At 57.9% G+C, this 21,043-nt stretch carries 21 protein-coding genes; 11 read left to right on the top strand and 10 right to left on the bottom strand.

Annotated elements, in window-relative coordinates:
- Nucleotides 1-91: 91 nt before the first annotated feature.
- Nucleotides 92-1,312, top strand: coding sequence for a glycosyltransferase family 4 protein (locus FPL19_RS11080; protein ID WP_150912630.1), 1,221 nt, complete (start codon nucleotides 92-94; stop codon nucleotides 1,310-1,312).
- The gene (locus FPL19_RS11075) at nucleotides 1,281-1,844 is read left to right on the top strand and encodes a phosphatase PAP2 family protein (RefSeq protein ID WP_150912629.1); all 564 of its coding nucleotides are present in this window, start codon (nucleotides 1,281-1,283) and stop codon (nucleotides 1,842-1,844) included. Before FPL19_RS11080 ends, FPL19_RS11075 begins: the two co-directional genes overlap by 32 nt.
- Here the strand turns inward: FPL19_RS11075 and dinB are convergent.
- The gene (gene dinB / locus FPL19_RS11070) at nucleotides 1,828-2,892 is read right to left on the bottom strand and encodes a DNA polymerase IV (protein WP_150912628.1); all 1,065 of its coding nucleotides are present in this window, start codon (nucleotides 2,890-2,892) and stop codon (nucleotides 1,828-1,830) included. The genes FPL19_RS11075 and dinB overlap by 17 nt on opposite strands.
- 111 nt (nucleotides 2,893-3,003) lie before the next feature.
- Here dinB and FPL19_RS11065 point away from each other — a divergent pair, with 111 nt between their 5' ends.
- The 9 genes from FPL19_RS11065 to FPL19_RS11025 all read left to right on the top strand — a co-directional run bounded on the left by FPL19_RS11065 (nucleotide 3,004) and on the right by FPL19_RS11025 (nucleotide 10,091).
- Nucleotides 3,004-3,294, top strand: a complete 291-nt coding sequence (locus tag FPL19_RS11065; RefSeq protein WP_150912627.1) for a DUF1244 domain-containing protein — start codon at nucleotides 3,004-3,006, stop codon at nucleotides 3,292-3,294.
- On the top strand, nucleotides 3,291-3,677 hold the full coding sequence (locus tag FPL19_RS11060; protein ID WP_150912626.1) for a HopJ type III effector protein: 387 nt from the start codon (nucleotides 3,291-3,293) through the stop codon (nucleotides 3,675-3,677). The genes FPL19_RS11065 and FPL19_RS11060 overlap by 4 nt, the downstream gene beginning before the upstream one ends.
- Nucleotides 3,677-4,453 carry a septum site-determining protein MinC gene (minC, locus tag FPL19_RS11055; protein ID WP_150912625.1) on the top strand — a complete coding sequence of 259 codons (777 nt, stop codon included), beginning with the start codon at nucleotides 3,677-3,679 and terminating at the stop codon, nucleotides 4,451-4,453. Before FPL19_RS11060 ends, minC begins: the two co-directional genes overlap by 1 nt.
- An 80-nt stretch (nucleotides 4,454-4,533) precedes the next feature.
- Nucleotides 4,534-5,346, top strand: coding sequence for a septum site-determining protein MinD (gene minD, locus FPL19_RS11050; RefSeq protein WP_150912624.1), 813 nt, complete (start codon nucleotides 4,534-4,536; stop codon nucleotides 5,344-5,346).
- Between the two features lie 3 nt (nucleotides 5,347-5,349).
- Nucleotides 5,350-5,604 carry a cell division topological specificity factor MinE gene (gene minE / locus FPL19_RS11045; RefSeq protein WP_150912623.1) on the top strand — a complete coding sequence of 85 codons (255 nt, stop codon included), beginning with the start codon at nucleotides 5,350-5,352 and terminating at the stop codon, nucleotides 5,602-5,604.
- Nucleotides 5,605-5,770: 166 nt separating this feature from the next.
- Complete coding sequence (locus tag FPL19_RS11040; protein WP_150912622.1) at nucleotides 5,771-6,511, top strand: START domain-containing protein; 741 nt, start codon at nucleotides 5,771-5,773, stop codon at nucleotides 6,509-6,511.
- 49 nt (nucleotides 6,512-6,560) lie between these two features.
- Nucleotides 6,561-7,055 (top strand): CBS domain-containing protein, encoded by a 495-nt coding sequence (locus FPL19_RS11035; protein WP_150912621.1) that lies wholly within the window; start codon nucleotides 6,561-6,563, stop codon nucleotides 7,053-7,055.
- 30 nt (nucleotides 7,056-7,085) lie between these two features.
- On the top strand, nucleotides 7,086-8,471 hold the full coding sequence (locus tag FPL19_RS11030) for a PhoH family protein (protein WP_404802821.1): 1,386 nt from the start codon (nucleotides 7,086-7,088) through the stop codon (nucleotides 8,469-8,471).
- A 39-nt stretch (nucleotides 8,472-8,510) separates the two neighbouring features.
- Nucleotides 8,511-10,091: a sensor domain-containing diguanylate cyclase gene (locus tag FPL19_RS11025; RefSeq protein WP_150912620.1), complete on the top strand. Its 1,581-nt coding sequence runs from the start codon at nucleotides 8,511-8,513 to the stop codon at nucleotides 10,089-10,091.
- Here the strand turns inward: FPL19_RS11025 and FPL19_RS11020 are convergent.
- The 9 genes from FPL19_RS11020 to FPL19_RS10980 form a co-directional block, all read right to left on the bottom strand.
- A complete protein-coding gene (locus FPL19_RS11020) occupies nucleotides 10,081-11,433 on the bottom strand; it encodes a sigma-54-dependent transcriptional regulator (protein WP_150912619.1) in 1,353 nt (450 codons plus the stop codon). The two genes, FPL19_RS11025 and FPL19_RS11020, sit on opposite strands and share 11 nt — an antisense overlap.
- The gene (locus tag FPL19_RS11015; RefSeq protein WP_150912618.1) at nucleotides 11,430-13,244 is read right to left on the bottom strand and encodes a sensor histidine kinase; all 1,815 of its coding nucleotides are present in this window, start codon (nucleotides 13,242-13,244) and stop codon (nucleotides 11,430-11,432) included. Before FPL19_RS11015 ends, FPL19_RS11020 begins: the two co-directional genes overlap by 4 nt.
- Nucleotides 13,245-13,334: 90 nt before the next feature.
- Nucleotides 13,335-15,521 (bottom strand): TRAP transporter permease, encoded by a 2,187-nt coding sequence (locus FPL19_RS11010; RefSeq protein ID WP_150912617.1) that lies wholly within the window; start codon nucleotides 15,519-15,521, stop codon nucleotides 13,335-13,337.
- 90 nt (nucleotides 15,522-15,611) lie between these two features.
- Nucleotides 15,612-16,589 carry a TAXI family TRAP transporter solute-binding subunit gene (locus FPL19_RS11005; protein WP_150912616.1) on the bottom strand — a complete coding sequence of 326 codons (978 nt, stop codon included), beginning with the start codon at nucleotides 16,587-16,589 and terminating at the stop codon, nucleotides 15,612-15,614.
- A 205-nt stretch (nucleotides 16,590-16,794) separates the two neighbouring features.
- Nucleotides 16,795-17,862 carry a succinylglutamate desuccinylase/aspartoacylase family protein gene (locus FPL19_RS11000; RefSeq protein WP_150912615.1) on the bottom strand — a complete coding sequence of 356 codons (1,068 nt, stop codon included), beginning with the start codon at nucleotides 17,860-17,862 and terminating at the stop codon, nucleotides 16,795-16,797.
- Nucleotides 17,863-17,864: 2 nt separating this feature from the next.
- A complete protein-coding gene (rimK, locus tag FPL19_RS10995) occupies nucleotides 17,865-18,770 on the bottom strand; it encodes a 30S ribosomal protein S6--L-glutamate ligase (RefSeq protein ID WP_150912614.1) in 906 nt (301 codons plus the stop codon).
- Nucleotides 18,770-19,267, bottom strand: a complete 498-nt coding sequence (locus tag FPL19_RS10990; RefSeq protein WP_150912613.1) for an ATP-dependent zinc protease family protein — start codon at nucleotides 19,265-19,267, stop codon at nucleotides 18,770-18,772. The genes rimK and FPL19_RS10990 overlap by 1 nt, the downstream gene beginning before the upstream one ends.
- Nucleotides 19,254-20,135: a mechanosensitive ion channel family protein gene (locus FPL19_RS10985; RefSeq protein WP_150912612.1), complete on the bottom strand. Its 882-nt coding sequence runs from the start codon at nucleotides 20,133-20,135 to the stop codon at nucleotides 19,254-19,256. Before FPL19_RS10985 ends, FPL19_RS10990 begins: the two co-directional genes overlap by 14 nt.
- A gap of 51 nt (nucleotides 20,136-20,186) precedes the next feature.
- Nucleotides 20,187-20,999: a hypothetical protein gene (locus tag FPL19_RS10980; protein WP_225314397.1), complete on the bottom strand. Its 813-nt coding sequence runs from the start codon at nucleotides 20,997-20,999 to the stop codon at nucleotides 20,187-20,189.
- Between the last annotated feature and the right edge of the window lie 44 nt (nucleotides 21,000-21,043).

The following is a 21,043-nucleotide window of genomic DNA, read 5'->3' as shown; positions in this document are numbered from 1 at the left end:
GATTCGACTGTCACGGTATTGTCACAATACTGTCGCAACCCTGTCATGGCCCGGCTTCACAGTGGGAACCATGAAAACAGCGTGTTCGGGAATGAAAGTGACAGCACCCAGCCCGGCGATCACAGGTCAACGACACATTACCATTGTTTCCGAGACCTTTCCGCCGGAGGTCAATGGCGTGGCCAACACACTCCGCTATCTGTGCGAGGAACTGGTCCGTCGCGGCCATTACGTGTCGGTTGTCCGTCCCGGGCAAAAACAGGAAGATAGCGCCGGCTTTGAGGCAACTCCCGACTTGTGCCATCAAACCCTGCGGGTAACAGGCCTGCCCATTCCCGGCTACAGCGATCTCCGTTTCGGCTTATCGGTGCCCGGGCGACTGACCCGCCTCTGGCGCAAAAACCGCCCAGACGCTGTTTATGTCGCCACTCAAGGGCCGCTCGGGGTGTCTGCGGTGAGCGCCGCGCGCCGGCTTGGCATTCCGGTCAGTTCCGGGTTTCACACCAATTTTCACAGTTACAGCCAGTACTATGGTGCCGGCTGGCTTGAGGCCCTTCTGTGCCGCTACGGCCAGTGGTTCCACAATCGCACCGCAGTAACCCTGGTGCCGACCCGCAAAACCATGGCCGCCACCCAAAGCATGGGCATCAACCCGGTCGCATTATGGAGCCGCGGGGTGGATTGCAACCTGTTTTCACCGGCCAAACGGAGCCAGGCATTACGGGAATCCTGGGGACTGAACCCCGGGGACACCGCTATCCTGTATGTCGGCCGGCTGGCAGCGGAGAAAAACCTGCAGCTGGCGGTGTCCTGTTTCGAACGGCTCAAGAGCCTGCATCCTACCGCACGATTCGTGCTGGTGGGGGATGGCCCCATGCGTCAGCGCCTGGCAGAACGTCACCCGGATTATCTGTTCACCGGCATCCAGCGTGGCGAACAGCTAGCCGAGCACTACGCCTCCGGCGACCTGTTTCTGTTCCCCAGCAAAACCGACACCTTCGGTAATGTGGTCACCGAGGCCATGGCCAGCGGTCTTGCAGTGGTGGCGTTCGACGATGCCGCCGCACGCGAGCACATCCGCCATGGCGACAACGGCATGAAAGCCAGCCTTGAAGACAGCGAGGCCTTCGTAAGCCACGCGCTCAGGCTGATTGATCAGCCAACCTTTACCCGCCGGATCCGGACCCAGGCCAGGCTGGACGCCCTGGATCTGGATTGGGCAACTCAGGTGGAACGATTCGAAAACCTGGTCATTAACCAGCCCGCAGAGGCCCGTCATCATGTCCGTCACAAGCAAGTCACAACTGTTTGATCTGGTGGATCAGCGGGAATTCCTGCTGTGCCGCTCCATTAACCGACTACTGAGATTTCGGCCGATCAGGGGCTACTTCAGTGTTGTCAGTCGGCTTGGGGACGGCTGGCTCTGGTACCTTGTTATCCTTGCCATACCGGTTTTACTGCCGGCCCGGGGTCTGGGCATCGCCCTGGCCATGGTGACAACGGGGCTGCTGTGCACGCTGATCTACAAACTGCTGAAGCACCGTCTGGTAAGGGAACGCCCTTTTATTTCATTCCAGGCAATCAATTGCGGAATTCCACCACTGGATCGCTACAGCTTTCCGTCCGGCCACACGCTTCACGCAGTCTGCTTCAATACCATGCTGGCCCTGACCATACCGGAACTGGCCTGGGCACTATTGCCTTTTACTCTGAGTGTTGCGGCCTCGCGGGTGGTTCTGGGCCTGCACTACCCCACGGATGTCGCCGCGGGCGCACTGCTTGGTGGCTGCCTGGGCCTACTGACCACCGGAGCGCTGGTCGAACTGTTCAGTCAAATAGTCTGAGCTGTGTGGTGGGAGACTCGTCGTTGCGGAACCGCACCCCCAGGCCAAGCAGTCGCACCGGCCGCTCAGTATTGGTGACCAGTTCATCGAGCAGTGGCTGGTAATCCGCCAGTTCCGGCTTCTGGATCTGATCCCGCACCCGCTCCAGGGTGTGGGTGGAAAAATCACTATAGCGGATCTTGATAAACAGCTTGTGAATGGGTTTGCGCCCGGCCTTCCGACTGAGCCGCAGATTCAGGTCTGCCACCAGCGAGGCCATCACCGAGTCGCAGGCGTTTTTATCGGGCAGATCCTGGGAAAAGGTCCGTTCCACACTAACGGATTTGGCAATCCGCGACACCACCACTTCCCGATTGTCCCGACCAAAGGCCATCTCCCTGAGCCGATAGCCCTGCTTGCCGAATCGCTCCAGCAGATCTTCGACCGGAGTACGTTGCAGATCGCCGCAGGTGCTCACGCCCATATCATGGAGCTTACCGGCCGTTACCCTGCCGACACCGAACAGCTTTTCTACCTGCAAAGCCCGGACAAACTCATCGACCCGGTCCGGGGTAATCACAAAAAGACCGTCGGGTTTTTCCCAGTCGCTGGCGATTTTTGCCAGGAATTTATTGGGCGCAACGCCGGCGGAGATGGTGATCCCCACCTCATCCTTTACCCTCTGCCGGAGATATTCCGCCATCAACGTGGCGCTGCCCTTGTGATCGGTTACCTCGGTGACGTCCAGAAACGCTTCATCCAGCGACAAAGGCTCGACCAGATCGGTCAGCTCCCGCAAAATATCCATAACCTGTCGGGATGCAATGCGGTAGCGGTTCATATCCGGCGGCACGGTCACCAGGCCCGGGCAGATCCTGCGGGCCTCGCCGCCGGGCATGGCGGAACGCACGCCAAACGCACGCGCCCGGTAGTTGCAGGTGGTGACGACGCCACGACCGCCCTGCCCGCCAACGGCCAGCGGCACATCCCGCAGTGTCGGATCATCCCGCATCTCGACGGCGGCGTAGAAACAGTCGCAGTCGACATGGATAATTTTTCGCTGAGCCATGGCATTTCAATCGGGTAATGGATCTGTACATATGTACAGCCTTGTATCTTAAGGTAACATGCAGAGAATGTCAGGATCGTTCACGACCAATCGTCAGACGGATGCCCTATTATGACTGATCAGATCCCCCGGGATAGCCAGACCGAAATTGAAGCCGCCGCGTTCCGCAAGCTGGTAAGCCACCTGCGCGAGCACACCGAGGTGCAGAACCTCGACCTGATGAACCTGGCCGGCTTCTGCCGCAATTGCCTGTCCAAGTGGTACCGCGCGGAGGCCAGCGAACGCGGCTTTGACCTGTCCGACCCGCAGGCCCGTGAAATCATCTACGGCATGCCCTACGAAGACTGGAAAGCCGCCTATCAGACCGACGCCAAAAAGGACCTGAAAGGCCGGCCCCAATGAACGTCAACGAACGGGTGCGGGTGCATCTGGCGTCTCTTGCGGCCGGCCACAGCCGGTTCAGCGACACGCTGGAGCTGATCAGCCAGTCCTTCGACTATCAGCCGGTCAGCTTTCGCAACGGCCCCCTGGCCAACGCCGCAGGAGAGAACGAAGGTTCCTGCCGCGTCTTTTCCCTGGCCCAGTACTGTAACCTGAACGAGAGCGATACGCTTCGCCTGTTCGCCGAACATTACCAGCAGGTGCTGGACGACCCGGCGGGTGAAAGCCATGGCAATATCCGCCAATTCATGACAACCGGCTGGTCCGGCGTGAGCTTTGACAAACCGCCCTTACGCAAACGCCCGGCCGCCGGCCAGGAAGACACTACCGAAGAGAGTTCTTGATGACTGATACCGCTGCTTCCGGCGTTACCCAGTGTTTTCAGCTGAAAAGTGCCAGCGTCTCCATGACCGCGCTGGAGCTGTATTTTTTTGAAGAAGGTGAATTCGAGCAGACCCTGAAAGACAAGATCAATCAGGCGCCCGGCTTCTTCAAGGACATCCCCCTGATTATCAGCCTTGAGAAATATGAAGGCCTGAGCAGCGAACTGGATTTTTTCAAGATTATCGGCACCTGCCGCCGCCACAACATTCATGTGATCGGTGTGCGCGGCGGCAACGATGACCAGCGCAGGCTCGCCCGCGGCGCGTCGCTGGCGCTGCTACCGGGCACAAACCAGCGTGACCGCGCCATCGGTCCGGAGGCAGACGACGCCGCAGCAGTGGCCGCCGAGTCCAATAAAGAGCAGACTGGCAAATCGGCACGCACAGAAACCGGCGAACCCGCGCCCGCCCGCATTATCAACCAGCCAGTGCGCTCGGGGCAGCAGGTCTATGCGCCGGACGGCGATCTGATTATTCTGGCATCAGTGCAGGCCGGAGCCGAGGTACTGGCCGCCGGTAATGTTCATGTTTATGGGCCTTTGAGAGGCCGGGCGCTTGCAGGTATCCACGGGGCTGAACACGCCCGGGTTTTCTGCCAGTCTCTGGAAGCAGAGCTTGTGTCCATTGCCGGACACTATAAAATCTCGGAAGATCTCCAGGATAATGGCTGGAAGACAGCCGTTCAGATCCAGCTCAAGGATGATCTGCTGGTGGTGACGCCACTGGACAAGGGCTGAACGCCTGCGGCCCGGATTTAAGCCCCCGCGGCTGACATAAACAGACAATTTCGAATTCACTGAAAAACAGGGATGCAATCTTGGCTAGAATCATTGTCGTTACCTCAGGAAAAGGTGGCGTAGGTAAAACCACAACCAGCGCCTCTATCAGCACAGGGTTGGCGAAACTCGGCCACAAAACCGTGGTTATCGATTTCGACGTGGGCCTTCGCAACCTTGATCTCATCATGAACTGTGAACGCCGGGTGGTGTACGACTTTGTCAACGTCATCCAGGGCGAAGCCTCTCTTAACCAGGCGCTGATCAAGGACAAGCGGGTTGAAACGCTTTACATCCTGCCTGCTTCGCAGACCCGGGAAAAAGAAGCGCTAACCAAGGAAGGCGTGGAAAAGGTCATCAATGAACTGTCCGAGCGCTTTGACTACATCGTCTGCGACTCCCCGGCCGGCATTGAGCACGGTGCGCTGATGGCGCTTTACTATGCCGACGAAGCCATTGTGGTGACCAACCCGGAAGTGTCCTCGGTGCGGGATTCCGACCGTATCCTGGGCATTCTGCAAAGCAAGTCACGCCGCGCTGAAATGGGCCAGGACCCAGTCAAGGAGCACCTGCTTCTGACCCGTTACAACCCGGACCGGGTGGAAAAAGGCGAGATGCTGTCGGTAGCCGACGTGGAAGAAATTCTGGCAATCCCGCTGCTGGGCGTGATTCCCGAGTCACAGATTGTGCTGAATGCCTCTAACCAGGGCGTGCCGGTCATTCTGGAAGAAGACAGCGACGCCGGCCAGGCCTATGAAGACGCCGTCGCACGGCTGCTGGGTGAAGAGCGGGAACACCGCTTTATGTCCTCGCAGAAAAAGGGTTTCTTCTCACGGATGTTCAAGGGGGGCTAAGGGATGAGTTTCCTGGACTATTTCAAGAGCAAAAAAAGCAACCGCACGGCAAGCGTGGCCAAAGAGCGCCTGCAGATCATTGTTGCCCATGAACGTGGTCAGCGTGAACAGCCGGACTACCTGCCTGCGCTTCAAAAGGAGCTGCTGGAAGTGATCCGTAAGTACGTGCAGATCAGCGATGATATGGTGCAGGTCGAGGTAGACCGGACCGACAGCCATTCCGTGTTGGAGCTGAACGTCACGCTCCCCGAGCACTGACCCGATCCCGCTCACCGGCGCAACGGTTTGCCAAGCGGCAAATCAGGCCAGAAATGGCCTGCCCCGGCCGGATCAGATACCCAGTTCACAAACCCCGTATCGGCTTCCTCTGAACAGGCAGGAGGCATGTTAAGCTGCCGCCTTCATTCTCAAGGAAGTGTCTGAAATGCATAACCCGAGCACGCAAGCTGTTCGGCGGTCAGTGATTGTCCTGGCCCTGATCTTTCCTCTTCTGACAGCCGCCGCCCAATTACCACCGGAAGATGCAGACTCCTGGACGCTGCGCAAGGAGACCGACGCCATTCGGGTATACACCATGGACCAGCCCAACTCCAGCTTTCAGGCTTTCAAAGCCGTGGCGATGCTGGACGTGCCCATTGAAAACCTTATGGCGGTGATGGTTAATCCGAAATCCTGCGTGGAGTGGGTTCACAACTGTTCGGAATCCCATGCCTTCGGCGAAGGCGATTTCTATGACCGCTACGCCTATTCGGTCAACAATATGCCCTGGCCCGTGGCTGACCGGGACTACGTGTTGCGTATCCGCACCCACGGCAGCCGTGAAGACGGCGAAATCGTCATGGACCTGAACGCCGTTCCCCAACGCCTTGATAACAAAGAAGGCCTGGTCCGGGTCGACAGCTCAGATACCTACTATCGCTTTGTCCCATTGGGCGACAAGACACGCATGATCTGGATCCAGCACACCGACCCCAACGGGTCTATACCCGGCTGGCTGGTCAACTCCCTGCTGGTGGATATTCCCATCAAGTCCATGGAACAACTGGAACGGGTAGCGGGAAAAACGCGTTACCAGAATTATGAGCTGGTGTACGACGAGGAAGGAAAACTGACCGCCGTCGTCCCCGGGAAAACAGAACCAAAATCAGGGGATGACGACTCCTGACGGAACAGCTAAGCTCTAGTTTAACGGAAGCCACGGAGCCCGAACGTCGATGACCGTTCTCGCCTACGAGATCATGACCCCCAGCATCAAAGCCGTACCCCAGTCATGGACAATGGACCGTCTGGCACGGTTTCTGACCGACAATGAAATTACCGGCAGCCCGGTCATCGATGATGACGGCGACATAGTCGGCATTGCCACTCTCAAGGACATCACCGAGTTCCGCTGGAACGCCAACCGCGACGAAAGCGCCAGAACCCGCATGACCGAAGAGGAAGAGCAGGAGGCCCGCCGCCTTCGAATGGTCATTTTCGAGGAAATGGGCAAGGTTCCCGTGGAAGTCCGGGACATCATGACGCCCCTTGTGCTGTCGGTGGACGAACAGACTCCGGTGCAGGACATCGCCGATGTCATGATGAAGGAACACCTTCACCGTATCTTTATTACCAAAGGGAAAAAGATTACGGGTATCGTAACCACCTACGATATGCTGAAACTGATCTCCGACAAGGAGCTCACCAAACGCTGTGCCGGGAACGGCTGAGCCAGTCTGAAAAGAGAGGTATTGCACCCTATGCCAAGAGCACCGCAGGCTCGCAGAAAAATGTATGTCCTCGACACCAACGTCCTGATCCACGATCCCAACGCCCTCCTGAATTTCGAAGAACACGATGTCATCATTCCGATGACCGTCCTTGAAGAACTAGACAGCCTCAAGTCCGGCAAACAGGCCGTGGCCGCCGACTGCCGCCAGGCTATACGCAATATCGATAAATTACTGGGCGATGCCAGCCCGGGCGATATTGAAAAAGGCGTGCCCATCGTGCGGGGAAAGAAAGCCGAGCCGCTGGGCGCCCTGTCGATACTGATGAGCACCGAACACCACGGCAACCACGGCCTGCCGGAGCACCTGAACGACAACAAGATCATCAATACCCTGGCGGCGCTGCAGAGCCGGCACAAGTCGCGGGACATCATCCTGGTCAGCAAAGACATCAACATGCGGCTTAAAGCCCGGGGCTTTGGCGTGGAAGCCCAGGACTATCACAACGACATGCTGCTGGACGATATCGATCTGCTGCCAAAGGGCTATAAGGAATTCGCCAATTCTTTCTGGGACACCATCGAGAAAGTCGAGACCATCCAGCGCGAAGGCATTACCGAGCACATTCTTCGCCGCGAAGGCGACCTCGCAAAGCTGACCATCAACGAGTTTGTGATCGACGAGCAGGGGTTTGTAGGCAAGGTGTCGGATCTAAGCGAGGACCAGCTGGTGATCCGCGACCTGCATCAGCACGACCTGATGAATGAGGAAGTCTGGGGCCTGATGCCCCGGGACGTCTACCAGGCAATCGCGCTGAACCTTCTGCTGGACCCGGACATCCATCTGGTCAACCTGACCGGCTCCGCCGGTTCCGGTAAAACCATTCTGGCCCTGGCCGCCTGCATCGAAATGACCGTGGCCAGCAAGCTCTACAAGCGTATTATCGCCACTCGCAGCACTCAGGGTCTGGACGAAGACATCGGCTTTCTGCCCGGCACCGAAGCGGAGAAAATGGAACCCTGGCTGGGCGCCATTGTGGACAACCTGGAGGCCCTGCACGAAGACGACGAGAACATGACCGCCAGCGTGGACTACATCCTCAGCAAGGTGCCGCTGCACTTCAAATCCATGAATTACATTCGCGGCCGCAGCTTCCAGCACAGCCTGATCATCATAGACGAATCCCAGAACCTGACGCCGCATCAGATCAAGACTATCATTACCCGTGCCGGCAACGGATCGAAGGTGATCTGCCTGGGCAACCTGGCGCAGATAGACACGCCCTACCTGAGCGCTCTGAGTTCCGGCCTGACCTACATGACCGAACGCTTCAAGAGCTTCCGGCACGGCGGTCATATCCACCTTCAGGGCGTACCACGTTCAGTACTGGCCGAATACGCAGAGGCGAATCTCTAGCCGTCAGGCAGGGCCGGCGTAAGACAGGAAGTGTGGTCTATGTCGATCTCGACAAAAACAACGATTCCCATTCTGCTGATGGCCCTGCTCCTGTCCCTGGCGGCCTATTTCATACAGCAGAAACTGGTGTATCCGGCCTTTAGCAAAATCGAGATCGACTACGCCCGGGATAACATCGACCGCGTGGTAAGACGCCTCCATGGCGAGATCGATATCATCGATTTTACCGTCTATGACTGGTCCTCCTGGGATGATACCTACCGCTTTATCGAAGACGGCAACGACGCCTTTGTCGAATCCAACCTGAGCGCCGATACCTTTCTGAACTACGGCATCCAGATGGCGCTGTTCCTGGATAACGATAACAACCTGGTCTGGGGCGGATACTTTGATTACCAGGCGGAAGAGTACGACACCAACCTGATTGACCCTTACCTGGCCAGCCTCCGTCCTACCCTTGCCAGGCTCAGCCGTGATATCGACCCCAGCGCACCCATCGACGACCGGAGGATTACCGGCGTTCTCAACATCGACGACACGCCGTTGCTGTTCGCCATGCGCCCCATCCATAAAAGCGACGGGACCGGCGAGCCACGGGGTTATGTCATGTTCGGGCAGTTACTCAGCGAACAACGCATCGACACGCTAGCCGAACAGATCGTGCTGGATTTCTCGGTGTCTATGGCCAATGGCAGCGCTGATTCCGACCCTACAGGCGCCTATGCCATAAGGGCGCTCAGTGAAGACCAACTGTCGGCGTCAAAAATCATGACCATAAATGGCGTGCCCGAGCTCCGGGTCTCTACCATTCTGAACCGGGACATTACCCGGCTTGGCGGCGACATTACCGTTTACGGCATTGTCCTGTTCGTGATGCTCAGTCTGTTGATGTCAGCCATCCTGCTGGTGCTGTTCCGCGTGCTTGTGATCAGGCCAATCCTGGACCTGAAAAACGACATCGCTGAAATTTCCGGTGCCATGGATTATTCACTGAGGGCGCACATCAGAAACGAAGATGAGATCGGGGCCCTGTCGCAGGAATTCAACGCCATGCTTGGGGTGATCGAGTCCAACAATAAAGAGATGAAAAAGCTGACCGAGACAGACCCGCTGACCGGCCTTTTCAACCGACTGGCGCTGGACAAAAAACTGGCACAGGCCTGGCATATTCTGACCCGCACCGGCGACCCGCTGGCGGTAATGCTGATCGATATCGACCACTTCAAAGCCTACAACGACCACTACGGCCATCTTGCCGGCGATCAATGCCTGGAGCAGATCGCGCGGTTACTGGAAGGCGCAGCAAAGCGCGACTCTGACATGGTCGCTCGCTTCGGTGGCGAAGAGTTTCTGATCGTACTGCCCGGCACAGACGCCGAGGCCGCCCTGGACATCGCCCACGGACTGCTGGAATCGATAGATAATGCCGGAATCGAACACTCCGAAAGCAGCACGGCACCGGTCATTACCGTCAGCATTGGCGTGTCAGCGGTGATCCCCTCCCAGGATTTCACCAGCTCAGACCTGATTCAGACGGCAGACAAGGCCCTCTACAGAGCCAAGGAATTGGGAAGAAACCGGGTGGAGTATGAGTCGAATAATGGCAGACTCAGTCCTTGAACTGCGCCTTGTCCAGCCCGTGCTTTCTCATCTTGTCGTAAAGCGTTTTGCGGGCAATGCCCAGTTGCACCATGGTGTCCTTAATGCTGCCCTGGCAGGCATTGAGGGCACTTATAATGGCCGACCGCTCCAGAGCATCCATCATCTCCGACAGGGTCTGGCGACCGGGTACGTTGGTGGCTGAAGACGGGTCGTTTTCGTCCAGAGCCGCCGGCCCCAGTAACACATAGCGTTCAGCCAGGTTTCGTAACTCCCTCACGTTACCCGGCCAGGAATGCTGCATCAGGCGCGCCGCCTGACTGACGTCCAAAGGGATACTTTCACGGTCGTAACGGGCGGCTGCGATCAGCACGAAGTGATGGAACAGCATGGGGATGTCGTCCTTGCGCTCCCGCAGCGGCGGGATATCCACCTTCACCACATTCAGACGGTAATACAGATCCGGGCGGAATTCCCCCTCGTCGCTGAGAGCCTTCAGATCGGCCTTGGTGGCGGCGATGATTCTGACATCCACTTCCTGAACTTTGTTGCTTCCCAGCCGCTCGACCCGCTGCTCTTCAAGCACTCGCAGCAGCTTCACCTGTAGCGCCAGGGGCATGCTTTCCACCTCATCCAGGAACAGGGTGCCGTGGTTTGCATGCTCGATCTTGCCAATGCGGCGTTTGTCGGCGCCGGTAAAAGCGCCGGCCTCGTGACCGAACAGCTCGCTTTCAATCAGGTTCTCCGGCACCGCCCCGCAGTTGATGGCAACGAAATTGTGGGCACCACGGGCGCTGCTTTCATGGATATAACGGGCCAGCGCATCCTTGCCGGAACCGGTCTCGCCGTGGAGCAGGATGTTGGCGGAGATATCCAGAATCGGATCAATGGTGGCCATGACTTTCCGCATGCCGGAGGAGTTACCCAGCAGACGTGGCCCAGGCCGTGCCAGATGCTTGAGCTGGGCCTTCAGACGGCGGTTTTCAAGCGCTAGCTGGCGCTTTTCCAGGGCGTGGCGCAGCAATTCGATCAGTTCGTCGTGATCAAAGGGCTTTTCAATGAAGTCGTAGGCGCCCTGCTGCATGGCGGTGACGGCGGTGCTGATGTCACCCTGGCCGGTGAGAATGATCACCGGAATGGCGTTGTCGATCGCGCGGATGGCGTCCAGCATTTCCAGCCCATCCATTTCCGGCATGTTGTAGTCGCAAAGAACCACCCCGTTGTAATCCGGGGTGATACTTCCGAGCCCGGTTCGGGCATCAGCAAAACATTCCACCGGCAGATCTTCCAGAGTCAGTGTCTGGGCGATGGCCTGACGGATGTGCGGGTCATCATCCACAAAAATTACCGATGTTTCGGTCATTCCCTGGTCTCCCGCTTTTTCAGGGTTAATACAAATTCAGCACCCGGCCCGTCTTCCCGGTTCTGGCCGGTAAGCCGGCCGCCCAGGGCATCGACAATCTGTCGTGAAATCGACAGCCCCAGGCCCAACCCCTGCTTCACCGACTTGGTGGTGAAAAAGGGCTCGAACACCTGCTCGGTTTTTCCGGGAAGACCGGAGCCGTTATCGCGCACTGTACAGTACCAGTGATGCTCATCTTCCGTGATGTCGATGGAAATTTCCGGCGTTTCCCGTTCCTCGGCGGCCTGAACGGCATTGGCCAGCAGGTTCACCATCACCTGTTCGATACGGATCAGGTCCCCATGGCACTGTACCGGTTCAGACGGCCGCTGCCAGTGAATCAGGGTACTTGCGCTGTTCTGCTGGGCAGTAATGATCTTCAGTGCCGCATCCACCGCCAGCCGCAGATCCACAATGGTCGGGGGCCCTTCCGACTTGCGGGCAAAGACTTTGAACTGACGGGTCAGTTCCGCCATCTTGTCGCACAGGCTGACTATTTCTATGAGATTGGAATCCACCATTTCCGCCGCGCCTTTCTCCAGAAACCGGCGGCTGTTGCGCGCATAGGTCTGGATCGCCGTCAGCGGCTGATTCATCTCGTGATTCAGGCCGGCCGACATCTGCCCCAGCGCCGCAAGCTTGGCGGCCTGAATCAGTTCATGCTGGGTTTCCCGCAGCTCGTTCTGGGCATGTTCCCGTTCACGAACCTCTTCCAGCAACTGCAGGTTCGACCGTTCCAGGTCCGCCGTCCGCTCGGCTACACTGCGTTCCAATTGCTCACCCCGGTGGGCCAGCTCGGCCTCACGGCGATAGCGTTCACGGACGTACAGCCAGGTCAGCAGCCCGCCAAAGAATAATGCCGCACCTGCCAACAGGAATCCGAAGCGGGTCCAGAGCACGGAACGGGTGCTCACCATTACCTGCAGGGTCCAGTCCAGCCTGGGCAGCGGTGTCCGCACACTCAGGTATTCCTTGCCATTACCCTCGTCCAGAATGAGGATCTTGCGGGATTGGTCAGACAACCCTGAAGGCTTGTTCAGCACCGCGAAATTGATCGGGTCCAAGGTTCGGCCAGGATATCGCCGACGGGAAGCCTCGCTCAATTGCGAAGATTCCGGGCCGTTGAAATCCCGGTACAGCCAGGCCTGGTTACTGGCCAGAAAGCTGATGCCGGCCCGGTCGAGCACCACCATTTCCGCCTCCTGTGACGAGGCCGGCCGGTGCCACTGGGACTCCAGCTCCTGCACCAGAACTTTCACCACAATCACCCCCAGTATCGAGCCGTCGTCGTCGCGTATCGGGTGTGAAAAGTACAGGCCCCGGATACCAGACATCTGGCCCAGGGCAAAATAGATCGCGGAGCCGCCGGTTTCCATGGCGTCACTGAAATAGGGCCGAAAGTGATAGCTCTGCCCCACAAAACTGGTTTCCAGACGATAATTGCTGGCCGCGATGGTCAGCCCTGTGGTGTCCAGAAGGTACACATCGGAGCTGCCTACAATGGCCGCCATCTGCTGCATTTCCTGGTTTACATCAAGGATCAGCCCGGGGTCTTCCGGCGCGGCCAACGCCGCTTCCAGAAGCGGGTGTTCCGCCATCAGTTCGGGAATGGGAAGGTAGCGATTCAGCTCGTTAGCCACCAGCTGACGGTAACGGAAGGATTCCGCCAGGCTTTCCTGTTCCACTTGCCGATAACCGACCCAGCCGCCCAGTGTCCAGGACACCAGAAGGGTCAGGCAGAAAACCAGAAAAGCGCCAATCCGGTAAGACATACAGACCGGTTCCTGATAAAAACGCTAGCGTAGCGTCAGGGACCGGGCAGAACAACCGCACATTGCAGCGGCTGTCCTGCCCTGCATAGGCTACGCCGGCGTGGACGCCACACGCAGCCTGCGCTGGCGCTGAAGCAGGAAGGAAATCACTGCGAGCGATACACCGGCCATGTCAGTCCACAGGCCGCCTTCGATCATCAGCAGTGCCGCCACAATCAGCATGATACGAACCGGCCAACCGGCACCAACCTTACCGAACCAGCCCAGCACACCGCCAGAGAGCAGGTACACACCAAAGGTAGCGGTCACCAGTGCCCGGGCGATCACGAACCAGTCACCGTCCATCAACAGCGCGCTGTTGTAGAAGAACATGAAAGGCACAATGAACGCCGCTATACCAATCCGGAACGAGGCCACCGAGGTTTCCATGGCATTGGCTCCGGAAATACCGGCGGCCGCATAGGACGCCAGGGCAACAGGTGGCGTGATGGCGGACACCACAGCAAAGTAGAACACGAAGAAATGCGCCGTCAGCGGGTCAATGCCCAGCTTTACCAAGCCCGGCGCCACCACCGATGCCGCCACGGCATAGGCAGCCGTGGTGGGCATCCCCATGCCCAGCAGGATAGAGATAAACATGGCGAAAATCAGCGCCAGCAGCTGGCTGGTCTGGGCCACGTCCAGCAGCAGCACCGAGAAACGGGCACCCACACCGGTCAGCGAGATTACGCCGACGATAATACCGGCGGCCGCGCAGACCACGATAATCTGAATAGCCATCATAGAGGCGATATCCAGCGCCCGCAGAATCGCGCGGATGCCCATTTTATTGGGCGTTAACCAGCTCACCACCGCAGCGGACACCGTCGCCAGCGTACCCGCGCGAATCACCGAATAACCCTGAAACAGTGCATAGATCAGGATGATAATGGGGATGAACAGGTAGACCTGTTTGATCAGCTTGCGAAGCTTTGGCAGCTCGTCCTCACGCATGCCACGCATGCCCAGTTTCGCCGCCTCAAAGTCCACCATAAAGTAGACCGAGGCAAAATACAGAACGGCAGGGATAATCGCCGCAATGGCAATTTCGGTGTAGGGAATACCGGTAATTTCCGCCATGATGAAGGCGCCAGCGCCCATGATCGGCGGCATGATCTGGCCACCGGTAGAAGCGGCGGCCTCCACCGCACCTGCCGACTTCTTGGAATAGCCCACTTTCTTCATCAGCGGAATCGTCAACGAGCCGGTGGAAACCACGTTACCGGCGCTGGTTCCGTTGATCATGCCCATCAGGCCGGAGGCAAAGATGGCGACCTTGGCCGGGCCACCGCGTGAACGGCCAGCGGCGGCGAACGCAAAGTTCACAAAGTAATCGCCCACTTTCGACGCCTGTAGAAATGCCGCAAAGACAATAAACAGGATGATGTAGGTTGAAGATACCGCCGTGGTGGGACCCAGAATACCGGCATCCGTATAGACCTGGCTGAAAAAGCGCTGAACCGACAGCCCGGGGAAACCCAGGAAACCGGGTAGATAGGGGCCGACGAACACGTAAACCAGGAACACCAAGCCAATCACCACCAGTGCCAGGCCCGCAACCCGACGGGTCAGCTCGAGGATCAGTGCCGAACCGGCGACGGCGGCAAAGGAAATACCCACGGGCGCGAAGGAGGTGCCGGTAGTCATCCGCATGTTGGTGTTATAGGCCACCAGGAAATAGGCGGCTACCGCAATCGAGCAGACAACCAGCACCAGATCCGGCACGCTGAAGCGTGAACGTTCACGCTGGTGGAACCAGCTCAGAATAATGCCGATCGAGGTGGCCGCGAGCAGTGGCCAGCCGTAATGCCAGGTCTCGAGCACGGGCGGAATCCGCAGAGCACCACCGGCAACGATCTGGCTGAATGAATACGTCTGGTAGAGGGCATAAAGGGCGGGCAACAGTGCCACGCTACCCATCCAGGTAGTCCACCTATGCCTGATACCACCCTCTTCCTGAGTGGCGAACCGGGCACCGGCGTAAAGAATAAAGCCAAGAACCAGGGCGCCCGCGACGTGAACGATGCGATAGCTCCAGGTTTCCATGGGGGCAATGTTTAGTGAATACAGATGAAACGACGAATAGCCGATCGTCAGCAAGGTCACAAATTTCAGCAACCAGCCATCAAACAGCCGGCGGTTGGCCTCGACCGGCTCCTCATCGACATCGTGGGCAAGAATGTGGTCGTCGTCCGACAGTTCCTCAATCGGATCCTTCGGGGAGTGTTCGTTGGTCATGGTAAACCCTGCCTGCAGAAAGAACTTGGCCGGCCTGGGGCCGGCCGGTCATTCGGGGCCCCGGCCGGGGCCCCTGACACACAATGCTGGTTACTTGATCTCGCTAGCAGGAATCTCGTAACCGTTTTCGTTGAACCAGCGGGCTGCACCCGGATGCCAGGGCAGAACCTTGTTCTTGGTGTAGTTTTCAGGAACCGAGGTGGTGGCCGCCTTGTGGATGGAGACCATCTGATCGTTGTTTTCCATGGTCAGCTTGGTGATTTCGTATACCAGGCTTTCCGGAAGTTCGCAGTTGGCAATGGCGAAGTTCCACATGGACACCACGCGTGAGTCTTTCTCCAGGGACTGGTAGGTGCTCGCCGGAATGATGAACTCAGCGACAGGGAAGTTGTCGGTGATTTTCTTGGCTTCTGCATCGGTCATGCTGATGATATTTACATCGGTCTGAACTTCCAGCTGACTAACCGCCGGAATAGGAATACCCGCCGCAAACGCAACCACGTCAATCAGGCCGTCCTGCAGCTGCGTGCCCAGGTCTGACCAGCTTCCGTTTCGACGCTCGAAATCCACGCCCAGGGTTTCCATCATTCGCGGAAAATAGGTATCCGAGGTAGAACCGGCCGGGCCGAAACCGATGGTGGCACCATCAGGAATTTCGGAAATGGACGTGATACCGGAACTGGACAGAGCGGTTACCGAGAAAGGCGTCTGGTACATGGGGAAGATGGCGCAGACATTATCCATCTCAACACCCGGAGCCAGTGGGCTGTTGCCTTCCAGGGATTCCCGTGCCGGGCCCATGGTGGTCAGGCCGAACTGCAGGTTGCCGGTGTGTACCAAGGCCATGTTCTGCATGGGGCCGCCGGTAATCTCGGCGCCGCCGGAAATGCCCAGGTTCTCGGCCACAAAGTTGGCCCAGCCAGAACCGTAAGCGAAGTAGGTGCCGCCCTGGCTGGCAGTACCCACTGTGAAGTTATCAGGCCAGCCGGACTTGTCCTGGGCAATCGCCGGGCTGGCGACCGCAAAGGTAGAGACGAATGCCAATGCCATTATGGATTGGGTTTTCATAGAGGATGCTCCCCGTATCATTGTGTTTGTTGGGTGCTCGACGAAGCGATAGAGCTTCGTTGAGAAAACAAACCAGCAAGGAGCGGACCAACATCAGAAAATCTTTACGTAACAGCTGGCTAGTTAATGGGAGCGGATTTCAGCAACAGGAAAATGGGTGGGTTTCCACCCATTTTCCTGGACGCAAAGGGTGGAAACCCGCCGACTACTTCTGGTTCTCATCCCAGGGATGGACGGGCAGCACGGCGTCACTGACGTCTGATTCGTAACTGCTCCGGAAGTAGTCCATGGCTTTCTCTGCCTCACCAAGCTCATCAAACCGGGCAACGTGGTAGATCGCCTCACCCTCGTTCACCAGCGGAAGATTGTTCACACAGATAACGATACCCGAGCACGGAGACACCACCGCGTTCTCCGACTCACCAAACGGATCCGCTACCATCGCCAGCTTCTGACCCTTTCGGACCTTCTGACCCAGTCTGGCAACCGGTCGCATAATGCCGTCTGTGTCAGTTCGCACCCATTGTGAGTTGGCGGCCGTTTCCGAGCGTTTTCTCGGCGCCTTCGGGCCCTTTTTGGCGGGAATCATTTCCAGCTCCCGCATCACCCGGATTACCCCTTTCACACCGCTGGAGATCACTACTTCATCAAAGCGCAGCGCTTCACCACCCTCGAACGTGATCACCGGAATGTCCTGGGAATCCGCATAGGCCCGCAGGCTACCCTCCCTCAGGCTGGCATTGATGATAATCGGCGCACCGAAGGCCTCCGCCATACGGATGGTTTCCGGGTTCTTCAGTTCCGCACGGATCTGCGGCAGGTTGAAGCGGTGAATGGCCCCCGTGTGCAAGTCGATGATATGGGATACGTTTTCCATGATCTGGGTGCGCAGCAGATAGGCGATGCGGCCGCCCAGCGAGCCGGATTCTGTGCCCGGGAAACACCGGTTCAGATCCCGGCGGTCCGGCAGGTAGCGGGTGCGCTGAACAAAACCGAAAATATTGACGATCGGCACCGCTACTAGCGTGCCTCGCAAATGGCGCAAGGCAGAGTTTTTCAGCACACGCCGCACAATTTCCACGCCATTAATCTCGTCGCCATGGATGGCACCGCACACCATCATCACAGGCCCCGACCTGCGCCCATGCACCACTTCCACCGGTATATGCAGTGGCGTATGGGTGTAAAGCTTGGCAACGGGCACTTCAACCGTCTGGCGGGTGCCCGCCTTGATTTCATGGCCGGCGATAGCAAAGGGAGAACGCGCAGCCATAATCAGCCGCCTCCCTTGGTGCGGGTCTTCCAGGGCTTCTGGTTTTTTTCGGTCCAGTTGATAATCATGCCCGCCACATTCTTGCCGGTGGCGTTTTCAATACCCTCAAGTCCGGGCGAGGAGTTCACTTCCATCACCAGCGGACCCCGGCTGGAACGCAACAGATCCACACCCGCTACGTTCAGGCCCATGGACTTGGCGGCTGTTATGGCGGTGCGGCGTTCCTCGGGTGTAATCCTCACCAGCGACGCAGTGCCGCCACGATGAAGGTTGGATCGGAATTCGCCTTCCCCACCCTGGCGTTTCATGGCGGCGATCACCTTATCGCCAATAACAAAGCAGCGGATATCGGCGCCGCCGGCTTCCTTGATGAATTCCTGCACCAGAATATCGGCTTTCAGTCCCATAAAGGCTTCGATGACGCTTTCCGCGGCTTTGCGGGTTTCCGCCAGTACCACGCCAATGCCCTGAGTGCCCTGAAGCAGCTTGATCACCACCGGCGCACCGCCCACCATGCTCAGGAGCTCCGGCACGTTGTCCGGCTTGTTGGCAAATCCGGTGACCGGCATGCCGACGCCCTTGCGGGCCAGCAGCTGCAAAGAGCGCAACTTGTCACGGGACCGCGTGATGGCCACCGATTCGTTGACAGGAAATACGCCCATCATCTCGAACTGGCGCAACACCGCCGTGCCGTAGAAGGTGACGGACGCACCGATCCGTGGAATAACCACGTCGAAGTTTTCCAGCACTTCCTCATGGTAATGAATTCTGGGGTCGGCCGAGGTGATATTCATCGAGCAATGCAGGGCATCGATCACTTTGACGTCGTGCCCTTTGTTAATACCCTCTTCCACCAGGCGGCGGGTTGAATAGAGATGCCGGTTACGCGACAGAATCGCAATCTTCATTATTTCTTCCTTAGAGCCGGTTCCCCGGCAAGATAGGAGCATTCAGGAACTACAAACGCCCGGCGCGCCATTGCAGTGCGGCCAAGCAACATTCGGAATCGCATCGAATCACGGTTGGTCAGCGTCATTTCGATGAACCATTCTTCACCACCAATCACCAGCCGGGTTTCAATCACCAGGCGCAATTCCTTGTGCCCACCGGAATCAGACACGTTGCGCTCGTCAAGTATAGCGGCGTCGCACTCAACCACCTGATGAAGATCGTTCTGCACCGGGTGAACCCAGAACCGCACACGGCGATGGCCGTCAGCGGCGGTATAGGGCTCGGTGCGAAATGTGTGCAGGCAGGACGTCCTGGCACCGGTATCCACTTTTGCCTTGATTCTACCGATGTCAAAATCCGGCAGGGCTACCCATTCGCGCCAGCCCAGCGCCATTTTGCCATCGGTGTGATCGGCGGCCTGATTACTGGCGCTTTGATCCTTACTGGTCGACATCCGGGTCTCCTGTTTTTGTCATTGATTCCGGGTTCAAAAGCTGAACCCGGAAGGGTTCCGAGTGGCTTCCTGCGTACACGCTGGTGTGCGGGAAAGGAATTTCAATGCCATGCTCGTCCAGCGTGCGCTTGATATCCACCATCATCTGGCTTCTGCCTTCCAGCACCTTATCGGCCGGCAACCAGAAGGAAAACTGCAGATCCACTGAAGACGGCCCGAAACCGGTCACCAGTACGAAGGCTTTTGGCTCTTCAAGACTGAACGGGTTCTGCCGGGCAAGGTCCAGAAGAATATTTTCAACCCGGCTTACATCCTCGGCGTAGGCAATGCCCACCGTCAGGTCCAGCCGACGGATGGGAAAACGGGACCGGTTGATCACCAGGGTTTTGATCAGCGTTTCATTGGGAATCCGAACGTACAGGTTGTCCGGCGTTCTCAGCTTCACACTCAGCATGTCAATGGCCACAACCTCGCCGATTCGACCCTCAACTTCAATGAAATTGCCGATCTCAAAAGGCTTCTCAACCAGCAGGAACAGGCCACTGATCATATTGGAGGCCGATGTCTGAGAAGCAAAACCGATGGCAACGGTCAGTATACCGGCGGCTCCCAGCACCACATCCAGGGAAAACCCGGCTTCGCGCAGGGCGGCAATCAAAAAAATCACCAGCACCAGGTAGAACACCAGCCGCCGCATCATCACCGTGTGATGCCGCGAGGCACGCTCCTGCATAAAACGGTTCACGCCCCGGCCCGCAAGAGATGCCAACACACCGCCCAGCAGAATCAGGAAACACACACCAATCCATTTACCCCAGGCAATGCCCGATACAAAGGCGGCAAACCCGGTCTGAAGCTGTTCAGGCAAGATAGACACTCCATGTGTTCGCCAGGAAATGGAAACCGATCATCCTCGACATTAGCCAAACATCCGGTCATAGGCGCGGATCAGGCCGCCGCGGGATGGCTGCTCCCTCGCCGCCGTTACCAGCGAGCAATCGCCGGCCGCCGCCATAACACCGGAATCCACGCGCAGCCTGGCCGAGTTCATGCCGGATTCGCAATAGACCGTCACGCCGGGTGTCCATAGCTGGCCCTGCGCGTTTCGATGAAGAGACAGCAGGGGCGTTGGCAAATTGAAACGCTCCAGCAACAAAGGTTCGTTCTGATCGTTAACAATTCTGACCGGTGTAATAGCCCTCCAGGGTCGCTGGGGCACCGACTCCAGCACCAGGCGCGCAAAGGTGGCGGCGGAATAGCACAGCTCGCCTTCCATGGTGTTGCGCCCCACCCAGGTCATCATTGGGTCCGCCAGCGGCAACTCCAGCAACCTTGTGCTCTTGTCACCGACCTGAATCCGCATCCACAGCAGAGTACCTACATAGATGGTGCACTCACTGTCCGCCGGAATCGTCAGCGGCTGATAGGGCCGGATCACCATAGCCAGCTTGGACATCACCGGCTGATAGGTCACCTGGTTGCCCGAATCCGGCCTTACAAAGCGCTGCTCCGAGAGATCTTCAGCCGGGAACCCCTGGCCTGCAGACTGCAACCAACGGTCCTGATCATCATCTTCAGCCACCCGCTGGTAGCACACCCGCCACTCGCGCTCAAGCAGCGTCACCCACACCTGGGTGTGGCTCAGCTCATGATAATGGGTATCGCCGGGGCTCAGCGTATAAGGCCGGGCCCATTCGCCATCTTCCATGCCTTGAGTCATCGTTTGTTGCATCTGTGCCTTTGTAATCGTTTACGCCCGATGGCTTCCTGAGTTTG

This window comes from Marinobacter halotolerans (assembly GCF_008795985.1).
GTDB lineage: Bacteria > Pseudomonadota > Gammaproteobacteria > Pseudomonadales > Oleiphilaceae > Marinobacter > Marinobacter halotolerans.
This window is presented reverse-complemented; position numbering and strand designations above follow the sequence as displayed.

Excerpts from the sequence above, each read along its gene's own strand:
- FPL19_RS11080 (WP_150912630.1), top strand. The coding sequence starts at position 92 with ATGAAAGTGACAGCACCCAGCCCGGCGATCACAGGTCAACGACACATT.
- FPL19_RS11075 (WP_150912629.1), top strand. The coding sequence starts at position 1,281 with ATGTCCGTCACAAGCAAGTCACAACTGTTTGATCTGGTGGATCAGCGG.
- dinB (WP_150912628.1), bottom strand. The coding sequence starts at position 2,892 with ATGGCTCAGCGAAAAATTATCCATGTCGACTGCGACTGTTTCTACGCC.
- FPL19_RS11065 (WP_150912627.1), top strand. The coding sequence starts at position 3,004 with ATGACTGATCAGATCCCCCGGGATAGCCAGACCGAAATTGAAGCCGCC.
- FPL19_RS11060 (WP_150912626.1), top strand. The coding sequence starts at position 3,291 with ATGAACGTCAACGAACGGGTGCGGGTGCATCTGGCGTCTCTTGCGGCC.
- minC (WP_150912625.1), top strand. The coding sequence starts at position 3,677 with ATGACTGATACCGCTGCTTCCGGCGTTACCCAGTGTTTTCAGCTGAAA.
- minE (WP_150912623.1), top strand. The coding sequence starts at position 5,350 with ATGAGTTTCCTGGACTATTTCAAGAGCAAAAAAAGCAACCGCACGGCA.
- FPL19_RS11040 (WP_150912622.1), top strand. The coding sequence starts at position 5,771 with ATGCATAACCCGAGCACGCAAGCTGTTCGGCGGTCAGTGATTGTCCTG.
- FPL19_RS11035 (WP_150912621.1), top strand. The coding sequence starts at position 6,561 with ATGACCGTTCTCGCCTACGAGATCATGACCCCCAGCATCAAAGCCGTA.
- FPL19_RS11030 (WP_404802821.1), top strand. The coding sequence starts at position 7,086 with ATGCCAAGAGCACCGCAGGCTCGCAGAAAAATGTATGTCCTCGACACC.
- FPL19_RS11025 (WP_150912620.1), top strand. The coding sequence starts at position 8,511 with ATGTCGATCTCGACAAAAACAACGATTCCCATTCTGCTGATGGCCCTG.
- FPL19_RS11020 (WP_150912619.1), bottom strand. The coding sequence starts at position 11,433 with ATGACCGAAACATCGGTAATTTTTGTGGATGATGACCCGCACATCCGT.
- FPL19_RS11015 (WP_150912618.1), bottom strand. The coding sequence starts at position 13,244 with ATGTCTTACCGGATTGGCGCTTTTCTGGTTTTCTGCCTGACCCTTCTG.
- FPL19_RS11010 (WP_150912617.1), bottom strand. The coding sequence starts at position 15,521 with ATGACCAACGAACACTCCCCGAAGGATCCGATTGAGGAACTGTCGGAC.
- FPL19_RS11005 (WP_150912616.1), bottom strand. The coding sequence starts at position 16,589 with ATGAAAACCCAATCCATAATGGCATTGGCATTCGTCTCTACCTTTGCG.
- FPL19_RS11000 (WP_150912615.1), bottom strand. The coding sequence starts at position 17,862 with ATGGCTGCGCGTTCTCCCTTTGCTATCGCCGGCCATGAAATCAAGGCG.
- rimK (WP_150912614.1), bottom strand. The coding sequence starts at position 18,770 with ATGAAGATTGCGATTCTGTCGCGTAACCGGCATCTCTATTCAACCCGC.
- FPL19_RS10990 (WP_150912613.1), bottom strand. The coding sequence starts at position 19,267 with ATGTCGACCAGTAAGGATCAAAGCGCCAGTAATCAGGCCGCCGATCAC.
- FPL19_RS10980 (WP_225314397.1), bottom strand. The coding sequence starts at position 20,999 with ATGCAACAAACGATGACTCAAGGCATGGAAGATGGCGAATGGGCCCGG.